The 26,192-nt window shown below is 50.1% G+C and carries 30 protein-coding genes; 16 read left to right on the forward strand and 14 right to left on the reverse strand.

Going from position 1 to position 26,192, the window contains the following annotated elements; all coding sequences use genetic code 11:
• The 5 genes from ABY802_RS09570 to ABY802_RS09590 all read right to left on the reverse strand — a co-directional run.
• On the reverse strand, positions 1-650 hold a 650-nt coding region (locus ABY802_RS09570; RefSeq protein ID WP_372626808.1), incomplete at its 3' end, for a tyrosine-type recombinase/integrase.
• Positions 637-1,293, reverse strand: coding sequence for a DUF484 family protein (locus ABY802_RS09575; protein WP_372626809.1), 657 nt, complete (start codon positions 1,291-1,293; stop codon positions 637-639). The genes ABY802_RS09570 and ABY802_RS09575, both read right to left, overlap by 14 nt.
• On the reverse strand, positions 1,290-2,120 hold the full coding sequence (dapF, locus tag ABY802_RS09580; protein ID WP_372626810.1) for a diaminopimelate epimerase: 831 nt from the start codon (positions 2,118-2,120) through the stop codon (positions 1,290-1,292). Before dapF ends, ABY802_RS09575 begins: the two co-directional genes overlap by 4 nt.
• Before the next feature lie 10 nt (positions 2,121-2,130).
• Entirely contained in the window at positions 2,131-3,390 is a 1,260-nt protein-coding gene (gene lysA, locus ABY802_RS09585) for a diaminopimelate decarboxylase (protein WP_372626811.1), read from the reverse strand.
• The gene (locus tag ABY802_RS09590) at positions 3,377-3,580 is read right to left on the reverse strand and encodes a lipoprotein (protein ID WP_372626812.1); all 204 of its coding nucleotides are present in this window, start codon (positions 3,578-3,580) and stop codon (positions 3,377-3,379) included. Before ABY802_RS09590 ends, lysA begins: the two co-directional genes overlap by 14 nt.
• A gap of 72 nt (positions 3,581-3,652) precedes the next feature.
• Between ABY802_RS09590 and cyaY the strand changes: the two genes are divergently transcribed.
• The 13 genes from cyaY (at position 3,653) to ABY802_RS09655 (ending at position 15,368) form a co-directional block, all read left to right on the forward strand.
• Entirely contained in the window at positions 3,653-3,988 is a 336-nt protein-coding gene (gene cyaY, locus ABY802_RS09595) for an iron donor protein CyaY (RefSeq protein ID WP_372626813.1), read from the forward strand.
• Positions 3,988-4,668 (forward strand): alpha/beta hydrolase, encoded by a 681-nt coding sequence (locus ABY802_RS09600; RefSeq protein ID WP_372626814.1) that lies wholly within the window; start codon positions 3,988-3,990, stop codon positions 4,666-4,668. Before cyaY ends, ABY802_RS09600 begins: the two co-directional genes overlap by 1 nt.
• A 1-nt stretch (position 4,669) precedes the next feature.
• Positions 4,670-5,602: a hydroxymethylbilane synthase gene (gene hemC / locus ABY802_RS09605; protein WP_372626815.1), complete on the forward strand. Its 933-nt coding sequence runs from the start codon at positions 4,670-4,672 to the stop codon at positions 5,600-5,602.
• Complete coding sequence (locus ABY802_RS09610; protein ID WP_372626816.1) at positions 5,599-6,351, forward strand: uroporphyrinogen-III synthase; 753 nt, start codon at positions 5,599-5,601, stop codon at positions 6,349-6,351. Before hemC ends, ABY802_RS09610 begins: the two co-directional genes overlap by 4 nt.
• On the forward strand, positions 6,348-7,478 hold the full coding sequence (locus ABY802_RS09615) for a uroporphyrinogen-III C-methyltransferase (protein ID WP_372626817.1): 1,131 nt from the start codon (positions 6,348-6,350) through the stop codon (positions 7,476-7,478). Before ABY802_RS09610 ends, ABY802_RS09615 begins: the two co-directional genes overlap by 4 nt.
• Positions 7,475-8,554, forward strand: a complete 1,080-nt coding sequence (locus ABY802_RS09620) for a heme biosynthesis HemY N-terminal domain-containing protein (protein ID WP_372626818.1) — start codon at positions 7,475-7,477, stop codon at positions 8,552-8,554. Before ABY802_RS09615 ends, ABY802_RS09620 begins: the two co-directional genes overlap by 4 nt.
• On the forward strand, positions 8,554-9,060 hold the full coding sequence (locus ABY802_RS09625; protein WP_372626819.1) for a DNA-deoxyinosine glycosylase: 507 nt from the start codon (positions 8,554-8,556) through the stop codon (positions 9,058-9,060). Before ABY802_RS09620 ends, ABY802_RS09625 begins: the two co-directional genes overlap by 1 nt.
• Positions 9,061-9,231: 171 nt before the next feature.
• Complete coding sequence (locus tag ABY802_RS09630; protein ID WP_372626820.1) at positions 9,232-9,378, forward strand: hypothetical protein; 147 nt, start codon at positions 9,232-9,234, stop codon at positions 9,376-9,378.
• Between the two features lie 109 nt (positions 9,379-9,487).
• On the forward strand, positions 9,488-10,879 hold the full coding sequence (locus ABY802_RS09635; protein WP_372626821.1) for a Type 1 glutamine amidotransferase-like domain-containing protein: 1,392 nt from the start codon (positions 9,488-9,490) through the stop codon (positions 10,877-10,879).
• A 68-nt stretch (positions 10,880-10,947) separates the two neighbouring features.
• On the forward strand, positions 10,948-11,496 hold the full coding sequence (locus tag ABY802_RS09640; protein WP_372626822.1) for a hypothetical protein: 549 nt from the start codon (positions 10,948-10,950) through the stop codon (positions 11,494-11,496).
• A 263-nt stretch (positions 11,497-11,759) separates the two neighbouring features.
• Positions 11,760-13,076, forward strand: coding sequence for a TonB family protein (locus tag ABY802_RS09645; protein WP_372626823.1), 1,317 nt, complete (start codon positions 11,760-11,762; stop codon positions 13,074-13,076).
• 249 nt (positions 13,077-13,325) lie between these two features.
• The gene (locus ABY802_RS09650) at positions 13,326-13,946 is read left to right on the forward strand and encodes a hypothetical protein (protein WP_372626824.1); all 621 of its coding nucleotides are present in this window, start codon (positions 13,326-13,328) and stop codon (positions 13,944-13,946) included.
• Between the two features lie 96 nt (positions 13,947-14,042).
• The gene (locus ABY802_RS09655) at positions 14,043-15,368 is read left to right on the forward strand and encodes a TonB family protein (RefSeq protein ID WP_372626825.1); all 1,326 of its coding nucleotides are present in this window, start codon (positions 14,043-14,045) and stop codon (positions 15,366-15,368) included.
• 37 nt (positions 15,369-15,405) lie between these two features.
• Here ABY802_RS09655 and ABY802_RS09660 read toward each other — a convergent pair whose 3' ends face one another.
• The 4 genes from ABY802_RS09660 to ubiD all read right to left on the reverse strand — a co-directional run bounded on the left by ABY802_RS09660 (position 15,406) and on the right by ubiD (position 18,407).
• A complete protein-coding gene (locus ABY802_RS09660) occupies positions 15,406-15,813 on the reverse strand; it encodes a thioesterase family protein (RefSeq protein WP_349678709.1) in 408 nt (135 codons plus the stop codon).
• 63 nt (positions 15,814-15,876) lie between these two features.
• Positions 15,877-16,602, reverse strand: coding sequence for an NAD(P)H-flavin reductase (fre, locus tag ABY802_RS09665; RefSeq protein WP_372626826.1), 726 nt, complete (start codon positions 16,600-16,602; stop codon positions 15,877-15,879).
• 39 nt (positions 16,603-16,641) lie between these two features.
• A complete protein-coding gene (locus ABY802_RS09670; protein WP_372626827.1) occupies positions 16,642-16,920 on the reverse strand; it encodes a 2Fe-2S iron-sulfur cluster-binding protein in 279 nt (92 codons plus the stop codon).
• A complete protein-coding gene (gene ubiD, locus ABY802_RS09675) occupies positions 16,917-18,407 on the reverse strand; it encodes a 4-hydroxy-3-polyprenylbenzoate decarboxylase (RefSeq protein ID WP_372626828.1) in 1,491 nt (496 codons plus the stop codon). The genes ABY802_RS09670 and ubiD overlap by 4 nt, the downstream gene beginning before the upstream one ends.
• A gap of 140 nt (positions 18,408-18,547) precedes the next feature.
• Between ubiD and ABY802_RS09680 the strand changes: the two genes are divergently transcribed.
• Complete coding sequence (locus ABY802_RS09680; protein ID WP_372626829.1) at positions 18,548-19,201, forward strand: class II aldolase/adducin family protein; 654 nt, start codon at positions 18,548-18,550, stop codon at positions 19,199-19,201.
• A gap of 87 nt (positions 19,202-19,288) precedes the next feature.
• Positions 19,289-20,059 (forward strand): EAL domain-containing protein, encoded by a 771-nt coding sequence (locus ABY802_RS09685; RefSeq protein ID WP_372626830.1) that lies wholly within the window; start codon positions 19,289-19,291, stop codon positions 20,057-20,059.
• Between the two features lie 41 nt (positions 20,060-20,100).
• Here ABY802_RS09685 and ABY802_RS09690 read toward each other — a convergent pair whose 3' ends face one another.
• The gene (locus tag ABY802_RS09690; RefSeq protein WP_372626831.1) at positions 20,101-22,602 is read right to left on the reverse strand and encodes a TonB-dependent receptor plug domain-containing protein; all 2,502 of its coding nucleotides are present in this window, start codon (positions 22,600-22,602) and stop codon (positions 20,101-20,103) included.
• A gap of 215 nt (positions 22,603-22,817) precedes the next feature.
• On the opposite strand from ABY802_RS09690, the gene ABY802_RS09695 reads away from it, so the two are divergent.
• Positions 22,818-24,002, forward strand: a complete 1,185-nt coding sequence (locus ABY802_RS09695; protein WP_372626832.1) for a cystathionine beta-lyase — start codon at positions 22,818-22,820, stop codon at positions 24,000-24,002.
• 72 nt (positions 24,003-24,074) lie between these two features.
• On the opposite strand, the gene ABY802_RS09700 is transcribed toward ABY802_RS09695, so the two are convergent.
• From ABY802_RS09700 to ABY802_RS09715, 4 genes are all read right to left on the reverse strand, one after another.
• Positions 24,075-24,722: a hypothetical protein gene (locus ABY802_RS09700; RefSeq protein WP_372626833.1), complete on the reverse strand. Its 648-nt coding sequence runs from the start codon at positions 24,720-24,722 to the stop codon at positions 24,075-24,077.
• A 221-nt stretch (positions 24,723-24,943) separates the two neighbouring features.
• Complete coding sequence (locus ABY802_RS09705; protein ID WP_372626834.1) at positions 24,944-25,288, reverse strand: zinc ribbon domain-containing protein; 345 nt, start codon at positions 25,286-25,288, stop codon at positions 24,944-24,946.
• Between the two features lie 106 nt (positions 25,289-25,394).
• Positions 25,395-25,658 carry a Txe/YoeB family addiction module toxin gene (locus ABY802_RS09710; RefSeq protein WP_019677625.1) on the reverse strand — a complete coding sequence of 88 codons (264 nt, stop codon included), beginning with the start codon at positions 25,656-25,658 and terminating at the stop codon, positions 25,395-25,397.
• Positions 25,651-25,905, reverse strand: coding sequence for a type II toxin-antitoxin system Phd/YefM family antitoxin (locus tag ABY802_RS09715; RefSeq protein WP_372626835.1), 255 nt, complete (start codon positions 25,903-25,905; stop codon positions 25,651-25,653). Before ABY802_RS09715 ends, ABY802_RS09710 begins: the two co-directional genes overlap by 8 nt.
• Positions 25,906-26,192 lie beyond the last annotated feature (287 nt).

Genomic DNA, 26,192 nt, shown 5'->3' on the forward strand with positions numbered 1-26,192 from the left:
GCGGCACCCAGTAACAGATGGCGCTGGCTTAGCCAGTTTTGCAAAGCCGTTATGGCCACTGAGCCAACAGGGATTTGCCGCTCCTTGCTGCCTTTGCCGCGCACCCGGATTAACTTTTCGCGCCAGTCGATATCGTTAATATTACAGCCAACGAGTTCTGCCAGTCGCAGGCCGGAAGAATAAAACAGCTCCAGCATGGCTTTATCACGACAGGCCAGTACGTCATGGCTGCTATCGAAACTAAGTAAGTGCTGTAACGCGTCGATATCAAGGTTTTTTGGTAGTTTTGGCTTTGGCTTGGGCACGGTCAGGTATTGCGCCGGGTTATCCGACACGAGCTGTTGCTGTAGCAGGTAACGATAAAGACCACGCAGCGCTGCGACAACCAGCGCCAGGCTGCGGGCACTTAAGCCACGGCGCCGGCCATTTGCCAGATAGGTTTGCAGGCCGCTTTCAGTTTGGTTATACCAACTAAATGCGGCGGGGGTATCGGTTGTGGTCTGGTTGGCAACTTCAGCCTGGCTGTTTGCCACCAGGCTCAGCTGCTGCCGGTAGGTTTGTAGGGTTCGGCTGGCATAACCGCGCTCAAAGCGCAGGTAGCTAAGGTAGGCGTCAATATCAGTTTGCCAGCGCGGCTCAGCTGAGGTCATTGCCGGGTAACACCTGCACCAGCAGTTTGGCCAGGTGCCGGATGAACAACCGGTCCATTTCCGGCTGAAAATGGTCGTCCTGCTCGCTGCCAAAAGCCAACAGCGCCAACCCCGGGCCACTGCCAATTTGCACCAGCGCGACCGAATGAATGGCGTCGCCAAACAACGGCTGCTGCTCTTCTTTGTTTAGCCGGCCCAGATACACATTGTCGCTGCTTAAACGGCGTGACAGCAGCAGCTGATACTTGCTGATGGCGCTGCTATCAGGTTGCAGACACACCAGACGACAAGCGTGAACCTGCGGCATGCTTTTGGCAAACTGTTGCAGTGCCTGTTCTGCCGCTTCCAGCGACGGCTTATGCAATAAACTTAAGTGCAGGGTGTTCAGTGCATGAAAAATATGTTCATTCTGACGGGCAACGGACATTAAGCGGGTAATGTCATCTTCCAGGGCAGCAATTTTGGTGCGTTGCATTTCCAGCTGACGTTCTACCAGCGATACGCTGCCGCGCTGCTGATGCGGTAAACGCATTTGTTGTAACAGCTGCGGATGGTGCTGAAAAAATGCCGGGTGATCCTGTAAGTAATCGAGCACCACACTGGCGGCGATTGCCTCTTTGTCCTTTGCAAGGGTGTCGTTCATATCGAAAGTTGTCCATCGAATACGTGTTCAGCCGGGCCGGTCATTTTAACCATCTGGCCCGGGCCATTCCAGCGAATGTGTAAGCTACCGCCGGGCAAATCTACCTGCACCTGTGGTCCGAGTTTCTTTTGTAGCTGGCCAACCACCACCGCCGCGCAGGCACCTGTGCCGCAGGCCAGTGTTTCACCGGTACCGCGCTCCCATACCCGCAATTTAATGTGCGAGGGCGAGATTACCTGCATAAAGCCAATATTAGCTTTTTGTGGAAAGCGTTCGTGTACTTCTAATAGCGGCCCTAACTCTGCCACGTTGGCACTGGCAATATCGTCAACTTCCAGCACCGCATGCGGGTTGCCCATCGACGCCACACCGCAAAGCACCGTGTGTTCGTCGGCCCGCATAATATAGGTAGCTTCCTGTTTCTGGGCTTTAAACGGCACCATTGCCGGGTCGAGCTGTGGAATACCCATGTTCACTGTTACCTGGCCGTCCTGTTCAACATACAGGGTAATTCTGGCCGATTTGGTACTTACCTGAATTTTACTTTTATTAGTCAGGCCGCGGTGGCGCACAAACTTTGCAAAGCAGCGGGCACCATTGCCGCATTGTTCAACTTCACTACCATCGGCATTAAAAATCCGGTAGTGAAAATCGAGTTCCGGATCATAAGGCGGCTCTACCATCAGTAACTGGTCGAAGCCGATACCAAAATTACGATCGGCCAGCTGGCGAATTTGCTCTTTGGTCAGGAAAATATTCTGGCTAACGCTGTCGACCATCATAAAGTCGTTGCCCAGGCCCTGCATTTTCGAAAAATTAATGATCATTGGCGCCTTATTACTGTTCGGTTAGCAGCTGTTCGCCGCGCCATAAATCCTGCCATTGTTCGCGGGCCCGGATCAAATGACAGCGATCGCCCGCTACCATAACCTCGGCCACCCGCGGCCGGCTGTTGTAGTTTGAGCTCATGGTAAAGCCATAAGCACCGGCAGAACGCACGGCCAGTAAATCACCCTGGGCAATGGCCAGCATCCGATCTTTGCCCAGAAAATCGCCGGTTTCACATACCGGGCCTACCACATCGTACAAATGAGGCGTGGCGGCACTTTTCGGGTTTACCGGCACAATATTCTGCCAGGCGCTGTACAGTGCCGGCCGGATTAAATCGTTCATGGCGGCATCAACGATGGCAAAGTTTTTTTCCTGACCCGGCTTTAAGTATTCTACCCGGGTTAATAAGATCCCCGCATTGGCCATAATGGCCCGGCCGGGTTCCATGATCAGTTCCAGCTCAGGGTACTGTTGTAAGCGTTCAACCACTTTGCTGATGTACGCGTAAGGTTCAGGCGGGGTTTCTTTATCGTAGGTAACACCAAGTCCACCGCCGATATCGATATGGCTTAGCACAATGCCATCTTGTTTCAGGGTATCAATTAAGCTCAGTAATTTTTCCAGCGCTTCTAAAAACGGTTGTGTTTCAGTAAGCTGCGAGCCGATATGGCAATCTACACCTACCAGCTTAAGGTGGCTCATCTGGCTGGCTGCCCGGTATATTGCCGGGGCGGTTAAAATATCAATGCCAAATTTATTGGCTTTTAAACCGGTTGAAATATAGGGGTGAGTTTTAGCATCAATATCCGGGTTAACCCTTAGTGATACTGGCGCCTTAACATTTAAACTGCTGGCAACCTGTTGCAGGCGCTCAAGCTCAGCCTCAGATTCGACATTGAAACACTTTATTCCCAGTTGCAGGGCAAATCGCATGTCGTCAGCGGTTTTTGCAACGCCGGAAAACACCACCTTCGCCGGGTCGCCGCCGGCGGCAATAACCCGGCGCAGTTCACCACCGGACACAATATCAAAGCCACTGCCCAGTTTACTCAATACATTTAACACCGCCAGATTGCTGTTAGCTTTAACCGCATAACATACCAGACTGTGCGGATGCGCCGAGGCGGCACTGGCAAAGGCCTGAAAATGGCGCTCGATGGTCGCTTTTGAATAAACATAGCAAGGGGTGCCAAACTCGGCTGCCAACGCATTTAAATCGACCTGTTCGGCATGCAGGCAATCGTGCTGGTAATTAAAATGGTCCACGGATTTGCTCCTCGCTGGAACGCTCAATTGAATTGGGCTGCACCGACTTTTCTGGCGCCGGCTCTGCCACTTCGGGTGCAGCTTGTGGTAATGTAAGAGGCCCTTTTTGACCACAGGCAGTAAGCATAATGCTGCCCAGCATTAAGCAGGCAGGCAAAAGAAACTGGGATAAAGTGCGCTTCGTTTGCATGGTTTCTATTTCTTTAACGGCTTGACGCTCTATAATCGCATCCTTAGCGATAAAAGCAAACAGGTGACGCAGATGAATGACTTAGAATATGACGAACTAACCGATAACACCCTGTTAGCGGTAGAAGAGGCGATTGAGCAACTCGATCTTGATTTAGACTACGAATCACATGGCGGGCTGTTATCAGTCACCTTTCCGGATCAAAGCAAAATTATTATTAACAAACAACCACCATTGCAGCAGCTTTGGGTGGCGACAAAATTTAATGGCCATCATTTCGAATGGAAAAACGGCCAGTGGATTGATAACCGCACTGGCAGCGAGTTCTGGCAACTGTTATCCGACGCAGCCTCTAAACAAGCTGGCACTGCGGTGGTACTGGCGGCGCAACAATCTGGAACTGAATAATGGCGTTACTTTCTTTTGTTGACGTAAAACCAGCCGGCCCGGTTAAGGCTGCGGTGATCTGGTTGCATGGCCTGGGCGACTCGGGCCACGGCTTTGCGCCGATAGTGCCAGAACTACGCTTGCCCGCCGATGCCGGCATCCGGTTTTTATTTCCACATGCACCCGAACAGCCGGTAACGATTAATGGCGGCATGCGGATGCGGTCCTGGTACGATATTAAAACCATGGATTTAGCCCATCGGGCTGATGAAACTGGCGTGCGGCAGTCAGCCGCAGCCGTGCAAAAATTACTGGATAAACTGATTGCTGATGGTTTAAGTAGTGAGCAAATCGTGCTGGCTGGCTTTAGTCAGGGCGGGGTAATCGCTTTGCATTTGCTATCCCGCCTGCCCTATAAGCTGGCCGGTGTTATGGCATTATCAACCTACATGTGTGCCCCAGAAAAACTCGCGTCAGAAGCATCCGCGATAAATAAGGCGACGCCGGTGTTTTTTGGCCATGGTAGTCAGGACCCCATGGTGCCAATGGCAGCAGGGCAACAGGCATTTCACGCCTTAAAAAGTGCTGGCTTTAACGTAAGCTGGCATGATTACCGGATGGAGCATAGCGTCTGCGCCCAGGAAGTTGCTGATATCAGCAGCTTTTTGCAACGCCGGTTAATGCAGGTAAAGGACGATTAACATGAGCCAGATTGTACGTATAGCTACCCGTAAAAGCGCGCTGGCGCTGTGGCAGGCCGAATTTGTTAAAGCAGAGCTTATCCGCCATCATCCGGCACTGCAGGTAGAACTGGTGCCAATGTCGACCCAGGGCGACAAAATTCTCGACACTCCGCTGGCAAAAATTGGCGGTAAAGGGTTATTTGTTAAGGAGCTGGAAACCGCCATTCTGGATGGCCGGGCCGATATTGCCGTGCACAGTATTAAAGATGTGCCGGTGGCTTTTCCCGATGGCCTGGTGCTGCAAACCATTTGTCAGCGGGAAGACCCGCGCGATGCGTTTGTGTCTAATCAGTTTCAGCAGCTTGAACAGTTGCCCTATGGTGCGGTAGTGGGCACCTCAAGTTTACGCCGGCAATGCCAGTTAAAAGCGTTGCGGCCTGATTTAACCGTGCGTGATTTGCGGGGTAATGTTAACACCCGGCTGGCCAAACTGGATAACGGCGAGTTTGCGGCCATTATTCTGGCTGCCGCGGGCTTAATCAGGCTCGGTTTCGCTGATCGAATTGCCAGCTATATTGAACCAGAGCAAAGTTTACCCGCCAATGGCCAGGGTGCGGTCGGGATTGAATGTCGCAGTAGCGACACCGCGATCCAGCAACTGTTGGCACCGCTGGAACACCAGGCTACGCGTTATTGTGTGCTGGCCGAGCGGGCGATGAACCGCCGTTTGCAGGGGGGGTGTCAGGTTCCCATCGGCGCCTTTGCTACCCTTAATGGTGAGCAGTTGCATTTACGCGGCCTGGTAGGTTCGCTGGACGGTGAACAAATTATCCGTGGCGAGATTACGGGTGAGGCCGCACAAGCAGAGCAGCTGGGCCTGGCTGTGGCAGAGCAGCTACTGGCCCAGGGCGCGGGTGTCATTTTACAACAGGTGTATCAGGCAAACGCATGATGATAGCCACCCCTTTTTTGATCACCCGGCCAGCGGGCAAGGCCGATAACTTGCTGGCAAGCCTGGACGAGCAGGGTATTGCGTATAGTTATCAGCCACTCATTACTACCCAGCAAGTGGTATTAAAAGCCAAAGATCAGGCATTACTGGAACAGGCAGAGCTGCTTATTTTTGTCAGTGTTAGTGCGGTATATGCGCTTGAGCAACAAATCCGGCCTGAACAACTTAGCGGCCACTTGTTTGCGGTTGGCAGCACCACGGCCAGCGTGTTGCAGCGCTGGAGTGGGCGTGAAGTCATCGTTCCGCACGATCAGCGCAGCGAAGGGTTACTGGCACTGCCACAGTTACAGCAGGTTACGGGCAAGCAAATTGTGGTGGTGCGGGGCAACAGTGGCCGGGAGCTGATTAAACAGCAATTAATCGCCCGCGGTGCTACCGTTAAATATGTGCAGAGTTATAACCGGCTGCCATTACCACTGGACGGGGCTCAGCTGTGGCAGGTGTGGCAGCAACAGCAAGTACGTTGTATTGTAGCCACCAGTAACGAAATTTTGCAGCAGCTGTTTGCCATTATCCCAGAGGGTGGAGTCACCTGGCTGCGGCAACGGCACTGGTTACTGGTTAGCCCGCGGATGCAGGAGCAGGCGCTGGCTCTGGGTATCAATCGCCAACAGATAAGCCTGGCAGAAAATGCCAATGATCAGGCGTTGCTGCAGCAAATTATTCAGCTTAAGAAGGAAATATTATGAGTGAACAGGCAGAGTTAACCCCGGCTGATAAATCAGATGCACCGCTGGAGCAACTAAAGCAACAGCTTGCTGAACAAGAGCAGCGGCCGCCTCGTGGCGGTCGCGCGTTGGCGGCGTTGGCATTGCTATGTTCATTATTAGTGGCAGCAGCCCTGGTGTGGGCCGCATATTGGCTTTGGCCGCAGTGGCAGCAACTGCAAAGTCAGCAACAGCAGCTGCAACAAGCGCAGCAGGATATTAGCCGGCAAAATGCGGAGCTACAAAGCAGCAATGAGAGCCAGCTGCAGCAAAGCCTGAACCGTCAGCAACAGAGTCTGAACGAGCTGGCGCAGCAGATAACTGCGCAGCAACAAGGCCAGCAACAGCAATTGCAGCAGCAAATGCAGGGCGTCCGGGAACTGGTGCAGCAAAGCGACGGTGCGCCACCGCGACACTGGGCACTGGCTGAAATTCAGTTTTTATTAAAACGGGCAGATTACAGTCTGTGGTTAAATCAGGATATTAATACCGCCAGGCTGTTGCTGCAGCGTGCCGGGCAGCAGCTTGCTGAACTGGATGATGCCTCGCTGATTAATGTGCGTCAGGCCATCGCTGATGATTTAGCAGCGCTGTCCACCATAAAAACTCCTGATCTGAGTGCCGTGCATGTCGAGTTGGCACAAATGCGCAAAACCAGTATGCGTTTACCATTAAAGCAGCAGCATACAGAGCTCAGTGTTACCGTCGCCGAGCCAGAGGGTGAGCTTAAAAACTGGCGCAGCACCTTAAGCTATTATTGGCACAGCAGTTTGCAAAAGTTATTTTCAGCCCGGCTGGCCACGCCAGAAGATTATTTCAGCTTAACGGCAGAGCAACAGCTGATGGTGCGGGTTGCTCTGAACCAGCAATTGCTGTTGGCGCAACTGGCGGCACTGCAGAGCGAACCCGCGGTGTATCGCAGTGCATTGCAACAAGCCAGCGATCAGTTACAGCGTCATTTCATGGCAACCGAGCCAGCCGTGCAGCAGCTGAGTGAACAACTGCTGGCGCTGGCGGCCGTGCAGATCAGCGCGCAACAACTGCCGACACTGCACAGTAGTGCGCAGCTGCAGGACTACCTGCAAAGCCAGGCGGAGACCGACCTATGATCAAAGCCATTATCCTGATTGTTGTGCTGGCGCTGGCCATGTTTTTAGGGCCGGTGGTAACCAATAACCCGGGCTATCTTAAACTGGTGCTGGCCGGCTATGTTATTGAAATGACCGCACTGGGTTTCGTGATCGTGTTAACGGTTACTCTGCTGGCAATCATGCTGGTCGTAAAGTTGTTGAAATATCTGTTACGGATCCAGCATGGTTCATTCAATTTTTTCCGCTCACGGCGGCAGAAAAAAGCGCAGCAGGCCTTTGCCAACGGCTTACATGCCTATGCAAGGCGGCAATGGCCCAAGGCTGCCAACGAGCTTCAGCTGGCGCTGCAAGCCGGAGCGTTCAGCCATGAAAAGCGTTTCCTGGCAGCTTACGCGGCGTTTTATGCCGGTGATTACCAACAGGCCAATACGCTGCTAGCCGAACTGGCTGCAGATGACCCGAACCGCCAGTATCTCGAAGCTGACATGTTATTGCACCAGGGGCAGACCCGTCAGGCGGTGGTGGTCCTCGAAGCCTTGCTGCAGCAGCCGCCGGTTGATGCGGCGCTCGGCCAGTTGTACTTGCGGGCATTACAGCAGGCGGGCCTCTGGCAACCGCTGCTCAGTGCTGCAGGGCGTGCTGCTACAGAGCATTGGTTCGATAAAAGCAGCTGGCAACTGCAACGTTTTGCTATTTACCCTCAGGCCGTCCGTCATTTAGCAGGAGAGACTGACTTTGACCAACAGCAGGATTACTGGCAAGCGCTACCTGCTAAAGAGCGCAAGTCGGCAGCCGCGGCAGTAGGGTTAGCCTGGGCTGAAGCCAATGCCGGGCACCCTGACGCAGCAGAAAAGCGCCTGGTAGCGGCGTTGTCGCTGGCCGATGTGGCACCAGCATGGCCGCATTTGCGGCAGATTGCGCTTGGCCGTTCAGTGTTAAGATTACGCAAGCAGGTTCAGCACTGGCTGCGCGATAATTCCAGTAACGGTTATCTTTATGCCATTTTGGCCTATCTGGCCGAGCAGGAAGGTGAACCGCAGCAGGCGCAGCAAGCCTGGCAAAAAGCCCGGCAGTACCAGCCCGAGCTGCGTTAATGGCCGAGGGGATATCTGGCCTGGCGGCAGTGGCGCGACCCGATGCCAGGTTGTTAATTCTGGGTAGCATGCCGGGTGAAAAGTCGCTGCAACAGCAGCAATATTACGCCCATCCCCGCAACGCGTTCTGGCCGGTGATGACCAGCTTGCTTGAGCTTGAGTCCGGCTTAAGTTATGCCGCGCGGCTGCAGGCATTGCTAACCCGGCAGATAGCGCTGTGGGATGTACTGGGCTATTGCCAGCGCAAGGGCAGCCTGGACAGTGCCATCAGTGCAGAGCAGCCAAACGACTTTGCTGAATTTATGCAGCAACATAACAAGGTAACCGCTATCGCATTTAACGGTGGTAAAGCCTGGCAAAGCTTCCGGCGTCACGTTATTAAAAGCCAGCAATTGCCTGCAACGCTGCACCTGATCCCATTGCCCTCCACCAGCCCGGCGCACGCCAGTCTTAGCTTTGCTGGTAAGCTACTGGAATGGCAGAAAATAAGCCCGTTTTTCGGATAAATTTAGTCTGCGACTAATGCTGCTGCATATTATCTGGTCTTTTTTTCCTGCCTTGGGTACCTGTCGGTTATTTTTACAACTGCATGTGTTTTCTGCTTGACAGCATGTCTATTCAGGTCAATATTGAATGGTAATTAAAACGTCATCACGATGTGTTAAGAGCGCACGCTTATGAAAAACCTGTTATGCAGAGTCAGTGAAGTACTGTGGTCGGTTGCCAAACCGGCTAATCTGCATAACTATGTGCATAGCTATATGCATAACAATTTGCATGAGTGCGCCACCGACTATCACCTGTCTGAGTGGTTTGACGAATAGCCCCCACCCCCTGAGTTAGCTCCAAAATCTTTTGCAAGGCGTTTTGCCGTGCGAAGAAGTCTGGCCTGTTGGCCATTTCCTAAAACAAAACTATATGCAGGAAGTAAAAATGAAAGCACTAAGTCTGTTAGGCGTTGTTGCGCTATTGCTTTGTGGCCAAGCGCAGGCCTGTTTGATCCAGGAAAGCGAAAATAATAATAATGAAAGTGGTGCCGATGGTCCGCTTTGTAGTGGTGTCGTGGTGCAGGGCACCATTGGCAGTCGCACCGATCAGGACTGGTTCTATTTTGATACCAGTACTACCGGCAATATTTCGGTAAGCCTGAGTCACGCCAATAACGACGATTTTGATTGGTTTTTATACCGTGCCAGTGGCAGTTATATTGCCTCTGGCCAAAGCAGCGCCAATCCTGAAACCGGCACTTACGTTGACTCTCCGGCTGGCAGCCATTTTATTAAAGTAAGCCGTTATAGCGGTACCGGCAGTTATCAGCTAACCGTTAATTTTAACGGAACCGGTGGTGGCACAGAACCTGAGCCAGAGCCTGAACCGGAAAATTGCAATTACGGCAGCCGGCCGGCAAAACCGGGTGGTTTGAGTGCGACTTTGTTGGGCAGTAGTAACGATGTTTGTGTCAGTTTGTCTAGCCCGGCTTTATTATTGATGGGCGGCGGTGCTGATGTCGACGCCGCCTTTGCAAACCGGGTGAAGCCGCATATCAATGGCGGCAATGTGGTGGTACTGCGTACCTCCGGCACCGCTGCATACAATGACTATCTGCAGGCATTAACTGATGCCGCATCAGTAGAAACCTTAATTATAAATACCCGAGCCAAAGCCAACAGTGACTATGTCGACTGGGCAATTCGCAGCGCCGAATTTGTTTTTATTGCCGGCGGCGATCAATCTGATTATTTAAATCAGTGGCAGGGTACTAAGGTGCAGGACGCATTGGTGCACGTATACAACAAAGGTGGTGTGGTGGGCGGCACGTCGGCGGGTAACCATGTGCTGGGCGAGTTTATCTATGATCCGGACGGGGTGCAGGGTGCTATCAGCTCTGAAGCTGTCACCGATTTCTGCCATCAAACCATTAATATCAGCAGTAATTTCCTGGGTTTGCCACTTCTCAATGGCATTATTACTGACACCCACTTTAAACAGCGCGATCGGATGGGTCGCTCGGCCGTATTTCAGGCCAAACTGGGCAGCGCAGGCCGGGTAGTAGCAGTATCAGAGGCAACATCATTGTTTGTCAAGGCAGACGGTAGCGGCGTGGTTGATGGTAGCCACGAGGTATACGTTTTACGCGCCGACGGCCAGACCCAGTATCAGCAAACCAATTGTGGCCAGCCTGTAATTATTAACAACTTACTGCGTTATAAGCTGTTACCCGGTCAGAGCTACAACCTGCTGAACAATAGCAGTAGTGTCAGCCCGACACGGCTTAGCATTGATGGTCGTAGCGGCAGTTTCTACAATCCGGCGGATCCTTATTAAGCCAGCTTCAATAGCAAAATGCAGCTTGCCATCTTGAGGTGGCAAGCTGGTTAAAAGGTAAAGCAAAGATGAAATATTATATGATGCTATTACTTTTGCTGTTAGCCGGCTGCAGCCAGCAGGGCTCATCAGGCGCAGATGCTACCTCGGCGCTGGACGCATTAGCGAATGCTGAACAATGTGGCTTTGGGCCGCGACCGGCAAAACCCGGCGCTTTGCAGCGGTATGCCGTGGGCTATAACGAAGATGTTTGTGTGCCGCTGGTACCCGCTGATGCTGGTATTATTCTGATGGGCGGCAGCACTGACGTAGACAGCATTTTTACCGATAAAGTACGCCCTTATATCCAAGGCGGCAACGTATTGGTGTTGCGCACTCAGGGCGCTGCCGGCTACAACGATTATTTCTTACACTTACTGCAGGCCGCGTTGGTTGAAACCTTGCTGGTTGATAGCAGAGATAAAGCCAATAGCGACTATGTGCGATGGGCATTACAAACTGCCGAGTTTATCTGGTTTGCGGGAGGGGATCAGTCAACTTACATTGCAAACTGGCAAAACACTGCATTACAACAGGCTTTGCATGCTGCTTATCAGAGCGCACAGCGTTATGGGTAGAACGAAGCGGACATAGCGAAGTTTTCGGCGAACATGAAGTCTATATAGTACGGGCAGATCAACAAACGAGGTTCCGGCAAACGGAATGTGCAAAGCCGGTAATTATTAATGGTACCAATAGAGATTTCTATAGTCCGGCTAATCCATACTGAACGGCAAACAGGTTTTTCAAAAAGTTAGTATTTATTACATTTTGCTAGCAATGGTTGCAATCACTTTTGTTTTTTTTAAAGTAGCCATAGTTTAATTAAAAGGGACTAAAAATGAAAAAGTGGTTGTTAGCTGCCTTATTCGGCTGCTCTGTTGCTCAGGCAGATATGCTGGATGCATTACAAGCGCACGAAAACAAAAACTATAGCGACGCCCAGCAACAGTTTGCTGAATTATTACCATTAGGCAATGAATTAGCAGCATTTAACCTTGGGGTTATGGCTTTGCAGGGAGAAGGGCAAGAGCAGGATATTAGCGAAGCGCTGGGCTATTTTATGTTAGCTGCCGAATTAGAGCATCCCCAGGCTAAAGACGTTTTGCAAACTGTAGTAAAGCAGGCCACCGAGCAACAACTGGATCAGGCTAATCAGCGCTATGAAAAGTTAAAGAGCGGTGTGGTTATTATTGCAACAGATTTAGATAAGCCGAGGGATGCTAGTCTGCCGCAGCCGGTTAAGCGAGTGCACCCTAAATATCCGGTTAACGCCGCCAGAACTGGCCAGTTCGGTTTTGTTAATCTGCGATTTTTAGTAGATGAGCAAGGTCAGGTTACTGCGGTAGATACTTTAGATGCTTATCCTGAAACAGTGTTTGAAAAAGCATCGATCCGGGCGGTCAAAAGGTGGCGCTATCAGCCTAGTGGTCAAAAACATTTGATGTCCGTACGGTTAAGTTATTCTCTAAGCGGTGGTGTCAAGGTTTCAGCGGTGGAAAAGACGGTCGCTGAACATAATTTATGGAATTTTGCTGTAGCTGGCTCATCACAGCATCAATTGGTATTGGGTATGCTGCTGTCGCTAATTGAGATTCAAAGTGGTAATGGCTTTTGGTATAACCCGGAGTTACCGCTGGCAACAGAAGCGGATTTTTCTATCTATGAGAAGCGTGCTGAACTAAAGCCTGATTTTGATGGCTTCTGGGGCTACGCTGTGGTGCGGGTGGCAAAAGATGGCACCATCACTGAGCAGATAAAAACCAAGTTTGAACCTCGTAGCGAGATAACTAATTTAGTGGGTCTGAAGCTTAAAGGTAACGTGGAGTCAGAGGTTTACCGGCTGAACCGCAGAAGTGATATCAGTTCGAAAAGTGTCTCAGCACAGGCCTCAGTAGAAGTCTCCAGAGCAATGTCTGGCATGTTCTGGTGGGAGCAAGCCGCAAAAAATGGTAATAAAGATGCACAGCGCATTATGGCGGCATCTGACCAGCAATGGGAAGCATATTTACTTAGCCAGAACGATGCTGAAGTAATGGCTTGGACCGGTACCCGTTTAATCCTGGAAGGCCAGCGGGAACAGGGGTTGGCATTGCTCGATCAGGCGATAGCAAAAAACTACAAACCTGCTACTGAAATGAAAAAACAGTTTATGTAGTCCCTGGATATTTAAACTGCATAGTTAAATTGCAAGTTTAGACGGAATTAATTGCCGCTCTGCCAGTCTGACGCTTACTTAGCAGCATCAGCTTCGGGGCGGCAATTGTTAGCGGCGATTACCCATTCTTTTAAACGCCTAATGAGCGAATATGGCCTTGCCATCCTGCTGGCATTATTATTTCACGGCCTGTTCCTCACATTACTGTTAAGCATAACCTTTAGCTCTCCCGTGCAACCGCCGCCAGCTGTGCCTGTTCCCTCTTATTTATATCAGCCGCCAGTACCAATTCCGGCTGGCACAGCTGCAGCCACGTCTGACCCGATAAAAGACGCTGTGACTGAAGTACGCACTGCCACTGTCTCGTCTGAACAAGCTATAACCAATAAACCTGCACAGGGCGTCGCCGCACCAAAAAATAATGCTGAAGCCGGTTTAACGCTGGCGCAAGATCCAACAAAAATTCAAACTCATGCCGGGCAAGCATCAGAAGATACGTTATCAGCTACACCAGCACGCGGCGGCAGTCTGGTGCAGCGGGCATTAAACCGTGCTGCTTCTGTCGATCCAGCTATCGTTGAACAGGACGCTGCCGCCAGCTATCAGCAGTTTTTGCAAAGGCAACAACCGCGGCTTACGGTAGAGAAACAGCACTGGCCTGTTAGTGAGAACCCGGCACAGCAGGTGCTTGCCCAGCTGGATGATGGCCGGCAGATTGTCCGTATCAGAAAAGGGGTTTGCGTTGTGGGTGACCCCATGCTCGATGGCTTTGAGGCGCTAATGGCCGCAAAGCGGGTACCGTGTGGCGATGAAATAAAAACCAGTGAACTGCTAAAGCAGGCATTAGACAAACATATCAAAAAGTTGTGATCAACTGAAAGCCAGTGTTGGTTAATGTCTTTGTAATGGGTCCTGACATCCCTTATATTACTTTCAAACCGGCGAAAAATTGTTATGGAGTAACAAATGGTAAGAGTATGGTTGGTTTTTGTCAGCGTTTTGATAATTAGTCCACTGCAAGCAGACTGGTTACAGGCAGTGAAAGCTCACCAAAGTCAGAATTACGCGTTGGCGAAAGAACAATTCAGCCAATTAATCCCTTATGGAAATAAAGATGCCGCCTTTAATCTCGCTACGATGCATTTGTACGGCGAGGGTATTGCTGTTGACTACAGTATGGCGTTGGCTTACTTCAAACTCGCTGCGGCACTGGGACATACAAATACAGTAGAAGTCATAACACAACTGCAGCAAAACCTGGACGATACACAGTTAGCCAGCGCAGATCAGGAATTAGTAAAGTTACAACACGTTGCCAGGTGGTGGCTATTACCACATAGCAGCAATATTGATGCAGTTTTATCACCGTCGCCCATTAAACGAGAAGCGCCGCTTTACCCTTTAAACGCCTACCGCACTGGTGCAATTGGCTACGTTACACTGCGTTTTCTCGTTGATGAGCAAGGCGTCGTGCAAACTGCGAAGGTTATGGATGCCTTCCCGGAAAAAACGTTTGACCAAAGTGCGTTGCGGGCATTAAAAACCTGGCGGTATGAGGCAACGGGTGCAAAGCAAATACTCACCACCCGATTTGATTATTCGCTTAACGAGGAGTTGAACATTGATGCGGTAGAGTTACTCATAGAACAGCATCAACTATGGCGTGGCGCGTTATTAGGATCGGCTCAGCATCAGTTTTTACTCGGAAGTTTGTTGCAACTGTTAGATACTCAAAAAGTAAAGCTGAGCGTTATTGATAATGACATGCCGCTCAGCGCCAAGCTTGATTTGTCAACATTCAGAACAATGAGCCCGGTAACAGCGGATTTTTCTGGTTTTGTCGGCAATGCAGAAGTGCGGGTGGCAGCAGATGGCACCATCATTGAGCTGCTAAGAACTGATTTTTCGGATGAAAATAAGCTGCAAACGCTGCTTGGCTTGAAGTTAACGGGAACATTGGAGTCGGATGTCTATCGTCTTAACAGGTCAGCTGACCGGCAGACAGAGTCTGTACTTGTTATGCCAATAATGACAATACCACCCAGTTTAACCGCTCGGTTCTGGTGGGACAAAGCTGCCAGAAACGGCAGTAAGGCCGCGCAACGGATTGTGGCGCCTCATGACCAACGCTGGGAACATATTTTGGTTGAAGAACAAGATGCTGAAGCGATGGCATGGGCAGGTAGCAGAATGTTGCTTGAAGGCGATCGCGAGGCAGGACTCGCGTTACTTGAAGCGGCCATTGCTAAACAATACACACCTGCGCTGGAGCTAAAAAGACTGCTTATGTAACATCGCTCATAAAAGCGGCACGCAGCACCTATTTTAGTTATTCCTGCAGATGTTGCTCCAGCCGCTGTTTTAATTCGCCGTCAATAACCACCGGCTTACCGGTTTTTTGGTCTAAGCAAACAATGGTTACCTGGGCATCTGCGGCAATGGCATCTTTGCCGGCAATCCGCACTTCCTGAGTTACTACCGCACTTTTGCCGCCAATTTTACTGAAGCGGGTAAATACTTGCAGGGTATCGCCCATGGTGGCCGCTACCCGATAATTAATATTAATGTTAACAATTATCCACGCCAGGTTATGTCTGGCAAACCACTCGATATCGCCGCTGTCTTCTAAATAACCCCAACGGGCTTCTTCCAGAAACTCCAGATAGCGCGCATTGTTTACATGCTGATAAATGTCTAAATGATAACCGCGTACTTTTATTAAGGTTTGGTGAGTCATATCCGGGCTCTGTCTTTGTTTCGGGTGCAATTATTGTGGCATATTGCCACTGGCCAAACCAGTCTAAATGTAAGCAAAGGCGTCAGCATACATCTGCTCCGGATGGGCACCTTGTGCTTTAAAAGCATCGCGGGCTATTCCGGCCATGGCAAAGGGGCCGGCAATATATATATCGTAGGCCTCTAATGACACAAAGTCTGCCAATATGGCTTCGTGTACCAGACCGGTGCGGCCCTGCCAGTCAGCAGAGGGCAGTTGTACTACCGGGATAAACCGAAACTGTTTACTGCTACTGGCCCATTGCTGCAGCTGTTGCTGGTAATACAAGGCATCTTCTGAACGAACGCCCCAGTACAAAAATACCGGCCGGCTGGTGTTAGCGGCTCGTAACGCCTGGGCAATGGCATAAACGTAGGAAAAACCAGTGCCGCCCGCCAGCAATATTACCGGTCGTTTGCTATCTTCGCGCAGCTGCGCCTGACCGAGGCCAATCTCTGCCATAACCGGCAAGCCCGCCTGAAACTGCTGTTCAATATGGGACAGAGCGGCGCTTGACCAGGTATCGCCTGCCGGCGTACCAATATGTAATTCCAGCAAATTGCTGCTGGCAATACTGGCAATTGAGAACGGCCTTTTGTCGTCGCTGCTTAACACCAGTTGTAAATAGTGGCCGGCCCGGAAATCCGCCGCCTGCTTCGGGCTTAACACGACTTTGCTGATCCCGGGGGTCAGCGCTTCTACCGAGTGGATCTTGCAGGCAATAGCAGAGGTGTTGGCAGTGTTGGTCATAAAACTCTCATGTTTTGGTGGCGTTTAGGTTATCGCTCGTTAGCCACTGATAAAAGGGTGGTGCAATACTACATCGCTTACCGGATATGCCAGGCAACAATAAGTAAACTGCTGTTGTTTGTCTACTTCAGTCAGCGGTTGTGGCTCGTTATAGCGCACTTCACCGCTTTTTAACTTGCAGACGCAGCTGGTGCAGACGCCCTGGCGACAGCGATTTGGAAAATCTATGCCACTGCGTAGCGCCGCGCCAAGAATGGTTTCGCCGTCCTGTACGGCAAAGCTAAGCTTTGCCGGAACTACTGTTACGGTAAAACTCACAGCCCAGTGTCCTTGGCTGGCAAGGGAATACCCAGGCTGTCCCAGATGGCATCTACCCGCTGTTTGGTTGCCGGGTCCATAACAATAGGTTCGCCCCATTCGCGGGTAGTTTCACCCGGCCATTTGTTGGTGGCATCCATCCCCATTTTTGAGCCAAGGCCGGACACCGGCGAGGCAAAATCCAGATAGTCAATCGGCGTATTTTCTACCAGGGTGGTATCGCGGGCCGGGTCCATCCGGGTGGTAATGGCCCAGATAACATCCTGCCAGTCGCGGGCGTTGATATCGTCATCACACACAATCACAAATTTGGTATACATAAACTGGCGCAAATAAGACCAGACACCCATCATTACCCGTTTGGCATGGCCAGGATACTGCTTTTTCATGGTAACCACTGCCAACCGGTACGAGCACCCTTCAGGGGGCAGGTAAAAGTCGGTAATTTCCGGAAACTGTTTTTGCAGTATCGGCACAAACACTTCATTTAATGCCACGCCCAGAATAGCCGGTTCATCTGGCGGCCGCCCGGTATAAGTACTGTGATAAATTGGGTCTTTACGCATGGTAATGTGGGTCACGGTAAACACCGGGAAATTGTCCACTTCATTATAGTAGCCAGTATGGTCACCGTAGGGGCCCTCCGGTGCCATTTCACCGGGCGCAATATAGCCTTCCAGCACTATTTCGGCACTGGCCGGCACCTGCAAATCATTGCTGATGCATTTTACCACTTCGGTATTATCACCACGCAACAAGCCGGCAAAACCGTATTCTGACAAGGTGTCCGGCACGGGCGTTACTGCACCAAGAATAGTGGCTGGATCGGCACCTAAGGCGACAGACACCGGATAATTCTGTCCCGGATTAGCCTTTTGAAACTCGTAGAAATCCAGCGCACCACCGCGATGCGATAACCAGCGCATAATCAGTTTGTTTTTGGCCAGCACTTGCTGGCGGTAGATGCCTAAATTTTGCCGCGCTTTGTGCGGCCCTTTAGTGACGGTTAAGCCCCAGGTAATTAAGGGGGCTGCATCACCCGGCCAGCAGGTCATTACCGGTAACTGGCTCAGGTCGACCTGTTCACCGCTTAGCACTACTTGCTGGCAGGCTGCTTTTTTAACCTGCTTCGGTGACATATTCAGTACCTGCTTAAATAACGGCAGCTTACTGAATGCGTCCTTCAGGCCTTTAGGTGGCTCAGGCTCTTTTAAAAAAGCCAGTAGCTTACCCACCTCACGCAATGCAGCGACATTTTCCTGACCCATACCCAGTGCCACCCGTTGCGGGGTGCCAAACAAATTGGCCAGTACCGGCATACGGTAACCTTTGGGGTTTTCAAATAAAATAGCCGGGCCGCCGGCACGCAGGGTGCGGTCGGCAATTTCGGTCATTTCCAGCACCGGGTCTACTTCTGCAGTTACCCGCACCAGCTCACCGCGCTGTTCTAACTGACTGATAAAATCACGTAGGTCTTTATATTTCATGCTTGCATCGGGCCCTTTAGGGTATTGCCGGCTATTATACAGCTCTGGCTTGCGCTTGCCAGTTTTGGCCTGCTATGCGGCTGGCTTGGCAAAGTGCCGGGCTTATAATAGCGGCAGATTAATCAACGCAGAGTGATACGATGACTGAGCAGGAAGGGGTTATAAAATTTCAGTTAAATTATCAGGCTCAGGCGGTTCTCACTGCCGGGCATGTCATGGAGCTGAACAGCTGGCGCCATATTATGGTGCAACTGGGTATGCTGGGTCAGTGTCCACAGCGCTACGACAATTATGGCTTTGGTAATATCAGCCAGCGCTTTGGTAACGGCGTTGGCCCGAAAAGTCAGTTTATGATCAGTGGTACCCAAACCGGTGGTATTCGCAACATGACCGCCGCGGATTACGCCTTGGTCACAGATTGTAAGCCAACACAAAACCAGATTGCTGCTGCTGGCGAAACCAAACCCTCTTCAGAAGCCATGACTCATGGCCAGTTGTATCAGCTAAGTGAGAATATCCATTTTATTATTCATGCCCATTGCCCGCAAATCTGGCAGCTGGCCAGCGAACTTGGTTTACCGCAAACCGGGGCAGATGTGCCTTATGGTACGGTGGCCATGGCCGACGAAGTGGCCCGACTGTTTGCGAAAACCGACGTGCTTCAGCAGGGTATTTTTACCATGGCAGGCCATGAAGATGGCGTCGTGGCGTTTGGTTGCTCGGCAGAGCAAGCAGGACGGCGGCTTATAAGCTGCTATGCTTTGGCGCTTAATCGCGCGGGTTCAGCTAATTAGCGAATTCCCCCTGAATTTAGTTGGTAAAGCAGTGCATTTATCGCTAGAGTTCAACTCTATTCCTTTTACAAAAAATTAAGGTTGTTGATGGATTTTCCAATACAAATTAAACAACAAACCTGCAGCGACTGTTTAAGCGGTCAATCCTTAGGTTTTCAGATCCGGATGGCTTTTCAGCCAATAATCGATTGGAAATACCAGGTTATCTGTGGCTATGAAGCCTTAGTACGCGGCCCGGAAGGGCAGGGTGCTGGCTGGGTGTTTGAGCGTATAAACGACGATAATAAGTATTATTTTGACCAGGCTTGCCGGGTAAAAGCGATAGAAACGGCCGCTAAGTTAGGTTGCAGCACTTATTTGAATATTAACTTTTTACCCAATGCTGTCTACAATCCGGAAACCTGTATTAAGGCGACCATTGAAGCTGCAGATTTATACGGCTTCGATTTAACCAAGCTGGTATTTGAAGTAACTGAAGGCGAACAAATTCCGGATAAAGATCATTTAAACCGGATTTTCCGCAGTTATTCAAAGCGTGGCTTTAAAACCGCCATTGACGACTATGGTGCCGGTTACGCCACACTAGACTGGCTGGTTGAACTTAAGCCTCATATCTTAAAACTGGATATGGAGTTAATTCGCAATATTCAGAGCAACCCGGCCAAACAGTTTATTATTGAACAAACCATCGCCCAATGTGAGTTGCAAGGCACCCTGGTGCTGGCTGAAGGGGTAGAAACCAAGGCGGAACTGGATTGTTTATTAGGTCTGGGCATTCGTTATTATCAGGGCTACTACTTTGCCCGTCCGGAACTTGAGCGGCTAATTACCACTGCTGAGCTCAATGGCCTGACATAACAAAGGCGCCGAAGCGCCTGTGTTATTGCTTTAACCTCCTGCTAAAAATCGTAACTTACCCGGCCATACACCAGCCGGCCAGAGCGGCCATAAGGTGAATAGTTAGAAAACGGCGTGTTGCCAGTACCATTTAAATTAATGGGAAAAGCATCCGGGTATTTGTCTAACAGATTATCGGCGCCAAATGCCAGCTTCATGTTTTCGGTCAGCTGATAGCGGGCCTCCACATCAATTAAGGTTGCTGCATCCAGGGTAAAATCATTGGCAGGGTTAGCGTTAGGAGTTAACACCTCACCGTAGCGGGTTGCCCGGAAGGTGGCACCGAAGCGGTCTAAACTCCAGTTAACATGCGCACCTAACTTGTTTTTCGGGTTACCTTTTTCAAAGGTAAGCACATTTACCCTGCCAAACAGTTCCGGTGCAGGGTCAAGCGCTGACAACTCAGCGGTTTCTGGTGTTCTGGTAACATCTGTACTGTTAACGTTTGCCACCAGAGTTAAGTCAAAGCGGCCCATATCTGCAGTAAATACCGGGTAATTGGCGACAATATCAATGCCCTGTGTTTCAGTATCGACGCCATTGATAAAGAAGCGACCGCCACCGATACCAATTAACCCCAGTGACTCGAGGTAAGCGCGCACGTTCGGCTGCGTCAGGTTTTCTGATAACACTATTCTGTCGTCAATATTAATCTGATAGCCATCAATGGTTAGGGTTAAATCGCCAAGCCGGAACACCGCACCAAGCGAAAGGTTTACGGACTCTTCAGCATCCAGCGGACTGGAGCCTAACGCTATCGCCGCCGGATTGTTCACCGGGAAGGTAGTAATATCAAACGGGATACCACCAATAAAGTTAGTGGACGTACTGGTAAAATATTGCTGCTGCAATGATGGTGCTCTGAATCCGTTCTGGACGCTGCCACGCAGGCCAACACTGTCACTGACATCGTAGCGCAGCGCCAGTTTGCCGGTCACATTGTTGCCAAAATCAGAATAGTCCTCTGCCCTTAACGCCACCGAGCCCAGCAGGTTATCAGTAACGTTGGCTTCTAAGTCAACATATACGCCGATTGCCCGCCGGCTTTCATCCACCGCGTTTGCTGGTCGAAACCCCGGAAACACCTGTGCGCCAGACTGGGTTGGATTGCCATTAGGCAGCAACACGCCGCCATTGCGATAGGAGTCAGGTTCACCGGCAAAAATTGAGTAGCCTTCGCGTCGAATTTCAATACCAGTGGCCAGGTTAACTGGCGATGCAAAACTGGCAACATCAAAAGAGGTGACACCCGAGAGGTTAAATACCCACTGGTTATAGTCAAAACCACCGGCATCAAACTCGGTTTTGCTGCTGGGGCCAATGGAACGGTTTACGGTATTCTCAATGGTAAAGGCCATTTCATTCATGCCATAAACCACAGAGGCATCCATACTCCACTCTGCCAGCTCCCATTCATAACCCACGGCAAAACTGGTGTCGGTTACCTCAGGTGCAATAATGGGTAAAAAGCCATCCGGGTGTACTTCAATCACATTACGGTCATCTTGTGCCCGTCGGTAAAAGCCGCCAGAGCGGGCTGAACGATCCTGAAAGCTAGCCCAGCCATAAAGCTTGCCACCGTCTAACATCATGCCAGCATTAGCAAACAGGGTAAATTGTTGCAGTTCCGGCTCGCCATACCAGGCATTAAAACGTTCAATAGTTTGTTCGCGGGGATCATAGGCGCCGTCAACTAGTGGGTATTGCTGGCGGTAATCGTAACCGCCGCGTTCGGTGCGCTCTGCATCTTTAATTTCTGCGGCCAAGGTCAAATAGCCATTGTTTGGCAGGGCAAAGCCTTTCCAGCCTGACAAATTGAGGGTTTCACCATCATTAACGCTGCGTTTTATCTCGCCAGGTGCACTCCAGGTGGCATTGGCTGGCGGCGGGGTGGTGGGCACCGTATATTCTGAATCCCGGTAACCATACGACAAGCTAACACTGCCACCTTCGCTGGCGTCGCGCAGCCTAACGTTAATTACCCCGGCAATCGCATCCGAGCCGTATTGAGCTGATGCGCCATCGCGCAGTACTTCAACGCTGCGAATGGCTGCCGTCGGTATGGTATTTAAATCGACTGCTGAACTGCCGCGGCCCACGGTGCCATTAACATTTACCAATGAAGCGGCGTGGCGCCTTTTCGAGTTAACCAGCACCAGCGATTGGTCCGGGCCAAGGCCACGTAAGGTAGCCGGGCGAATGGTATCAGTGCCATCAGCCAGGCCTGGGCGCGGAAAGTTAAACGATGGCAACGCCACCGATAATACCTGATTAAGCTCGGTAGAACCGGAACGCTCCAGTGTTTCCACGCTAACAATATCAATCGGTACTGCGGTATCATCCACCGAGCGACCGGCTACCCGGGTGCCGGTAACGATAATTTGTTCAATTTTTTGTTCATCGGCGTTTGGGTTACTGTTTTCCTGGGCCTGCGCCAGCACGGCGGGGCTAAGCAAAGCAGTACTGATCGCCAGTACCAGAGGGTGTAGTGCAGTACTGCGCATAATTTACTCCTTGTTGTTATCCTTAAACCGTAGGCGGCGGCAGAACGCTTGTCAAACTTCCGCAAACTTTGTTTGTATGATGCAATACTGTTGTTAACAGTGAAGCGATCAGCAGGTGGTGTTTTAGTATCGTGATCTTTTAGTAAAAACAGGTTAGCATGCTACAGACATCCAGATGTCTTATCTATCCGACTAAGGTCGCAGTGGGGTAAACAATGCATAAAAACACTAAACTTATCGATGCCGGCCGGGCTAAAAAATATACTGGTTATGCGGTAAACCCGCCGGTTGTGCGGGCTTCTACTATTGTGTTTGATACCTTTAGTGAGCTTAAACAAGCGACTTTACAGCGTGGCAACCGGGTGCCTTTTTATGGCCGGCGCGGCACCGATACCCATTTTGCTTTGCAAGAAGCGATTTGCGAGCTCGAAGGCGGGGCTGGTTGTGCATTGTATCCTTGTGGTGCTGCAGCGGTAAGCGGGGCATTGCTGGCCTTTTTACAAAGCGGGGACCATCTGCTGATGGTCGATAGCGTATATGAACCCACCCGGGCATTGTGCGACAAGTTGCTCAAAGGCTTCGGAATTGAAACCAGCTATTATGATCCGCAAATTGGCAGTGCCATTGCCAGCCTGCTTAAACCAAATACTAAGGTGATTTTTCTGGAGTCGCCCGGCTCACTCACTTTTGACATGCAGGATATACCGGCCATCTGCGCGGTGGCGCAGCAGCATAATATAGTCACTATTTTAGACAATACCTGGGCGTCGCCCATTTTATGCCAGCCGTTTCAGTTGGGGGTAGATATCTCCATTCAGGCGGCCACTAAGTATATAGTGGGTCATTCCGATGTCATGCTGGGAACCGCCAGTGCGAATGAAAAACACTGGCCTAAGTTGCGTGAACACAGTTATTTAATGGGTTATTGCGCCTCAGCCGATGATGCCTACACCGCACTGCGCGGTTTGCGCACCTTAGCCGTGCGGATGCAACAGCACGAGCAAAGTGCGCTCACTGTCGCCAACTGGCTGCAGCAGCGGCCAGAGGTTGAAACCGTGTTGCACCCGGCATTACCGTCGTATCCGGGCCATGCCATCTTTAAGCGTGATTTCTGCGGCAGCAATGGCTTGTTTTCCTTCGTGTTAAAACAGGGTAGTCAACGCCAGGTAGAGGCGTTTATTGAAGGCATGCAGCACTTTAAAATGGGCTTTTCCTGGGGCGGCTATGAAAGCCTGGTAACCGCCACCATGCAACTGCAGAAACTGCGCACGGCAAGCAAATGGCCATACAGTGGGCCGCTTATCAGGCTTCATATTGGCCTGGAGCATGTTGATGATTTACTGGCAGATTTAACCGCTGCGTTTGAGCGGTTTAATCAGGCTACAGTTGCGGCGCCTTAATCACAGCGCCGCAGCGTCGGCAGTCCAGTTCTGACCATGCCGTTTGTGGCCGGTACGTAATTAAGTAGCGTGTCAGCTACTGGTAAGTTTTGCTACTAGTTGAGAATTTAAGTCGTTAAGGGCATGGTATATGGCCATATATGCATCTTTTCCAGCTTCATAGGAATAATCTGGAATGGCCATACCAAAATTAGCTGCTGGGCTGTAAGCATAAATATTTTTACCAGAGAGCGAGCTATATATTTTCCTATCTTGATCGTCCAGCAATTCATGAGTACCAGTAGATGTTATTAAGTATGATTCTAAAGGAACCGGTTGCATAACTTCATATTGAATAGTCACTTGTGTCTTTGTACGCATTACTACTAGTGCAGGTACAGGAGCGGAAAAAGATAATACGGTCGGTTTGATGACTAAATCAAATTTATCACTCATAGCAGCTGAGTCTGATTGAGCAACTACCCAAAATGTTGATTTCAGTGAGTCGTGAATAGCATTTTTAAGATAAAAGCCAAGATCATATTCAAAGGTTACTCCTAGTTGCTTCTCGGAATGCTTAAGAGCCAAAAAGCGTTCATCAGTAACTAATAGCAATCGTTGAGTGAGTTTATACTTTTGCTCATCCAAACTCATTTTGTTAATAACAACAGGACTTGTAACACAACCGCCCATTATCAAAACAGTTAGTACATAAAATAAAACGAGAAACATCTTTTTCATTGTTATGTGCTTCCTTATTGTCAACGTTTAGTTAGCGCCCCATTGTACCAATAATTGAAATGAAATCTTTAGTAAGCGACCAAGTAATTTAACTAATTGTTACGCAGAGATTCTAAAATTATTCCTGTAAACATAATGCTCAAAGCACAGACCGAAACCCGCGCAGCGGTGAAACTTCCCCCTAAAAAGTGGCCACTTGTGGCTGCGCTTGTTATAGCGTATCACCCTGTAAATAAGTCCAATGTTTTTTGCCGGCCGCTAAGATCTTTCTTATAGAACTCGGTGAAACCGCATGACTTACAGCTAATATAATAGAATCGTGTGTTGTTAAAATTGAACAAGGCTGAAAAAAGACCGCCTTTGCCACGCAGCTGGCCTACCTCAAAATCATGACAACTACACTTAATGCATTCGAATTGGAATTCCGATTTTTCAGACATGCTTAATGCCCTTTCAGCTTGCTGTATAGCTGATAATCTCTCACCTGCAACACCACATTTCTGACACTTTAACTTATCGGCAGAATTTGAGGCACCACAAGCAACACACTTCCAAAATTCACTCATGCCAATACCTCATGCACACTAACGCTTTCTCACCGAAAAATGACGAGCGCCAGCGAGTTATTTTTCGGTGTAGTAACTTGTTAGCTGCCTTGTCCAAGGGGCGAATCTAATAGTGATAACGGCACGAGATTATCGTAATCGCATTATCATCAACTGCGTACACCAACCTGTTCGTATCATCTATACGTCGGGACCAAAAACCAGCTAGGTTTTCCTTTAACGGCTCTGGCTTACCAATACCTTCAAACGGTGAGCGTCTAACGTCGTTTATAAGCTTGTTTATTCGTTTGAGCGTTTTTTTGTCCTGGGTTTGCCAATAAAGGTAATCGCTCCAGGATTCGTCAGTCCATGACAATAAACGACTACTCATCAATCAAGTCTCTGCAGGTTACCTTACCTGCCTTGAATTGTTCAATTGAGCGATTCAAATGCTCAGCATTGGCAGGTGAGCGCAGTAAGTGCACCGTTTCCATCAGACTGTTGTAGTAGTCTAGCGACATAACAACAGCATCTTCCGAATCACGGCGAGTAATGACTGCTGTATCTGCGTCATTAACAACGGAATCTAAAACCGCTTTCAGGCTATTTCTTGCTTCTGTAAAAGACACAATTTTCATACAACCTCCACATGTACGTTTCACGGGACAAGTATAGCCTCAAACCTTAACATGTACAATATGATGAACATGTCAATTGTGGCAGATAACGCCCGCCACAAACGCGAGCAACGTGTTGCGAGTCGAGCGCTGAAGGCGCGTTGTGCTGGCAATAACATGGACTCCCCCTCACTATCCGGCATCGATGTGCCACACTGAGAGCGTCAAAACACACAGTAACAAGTGAGGGGAAGTCGCATGAAACATTCTATACGTTGCGGGATAGATATTGCAAAGCTCGTGTTTCA

Source organism: Arsukibacterium sp., assembly GCF_041616895.1.
In the GTDB taxonomy this organism is placed as follows: Bacteria; Pseudomonadota; Gammaproteobacteria; order Enterobacterales; family Alteromonadaceae; genus Alishewanella.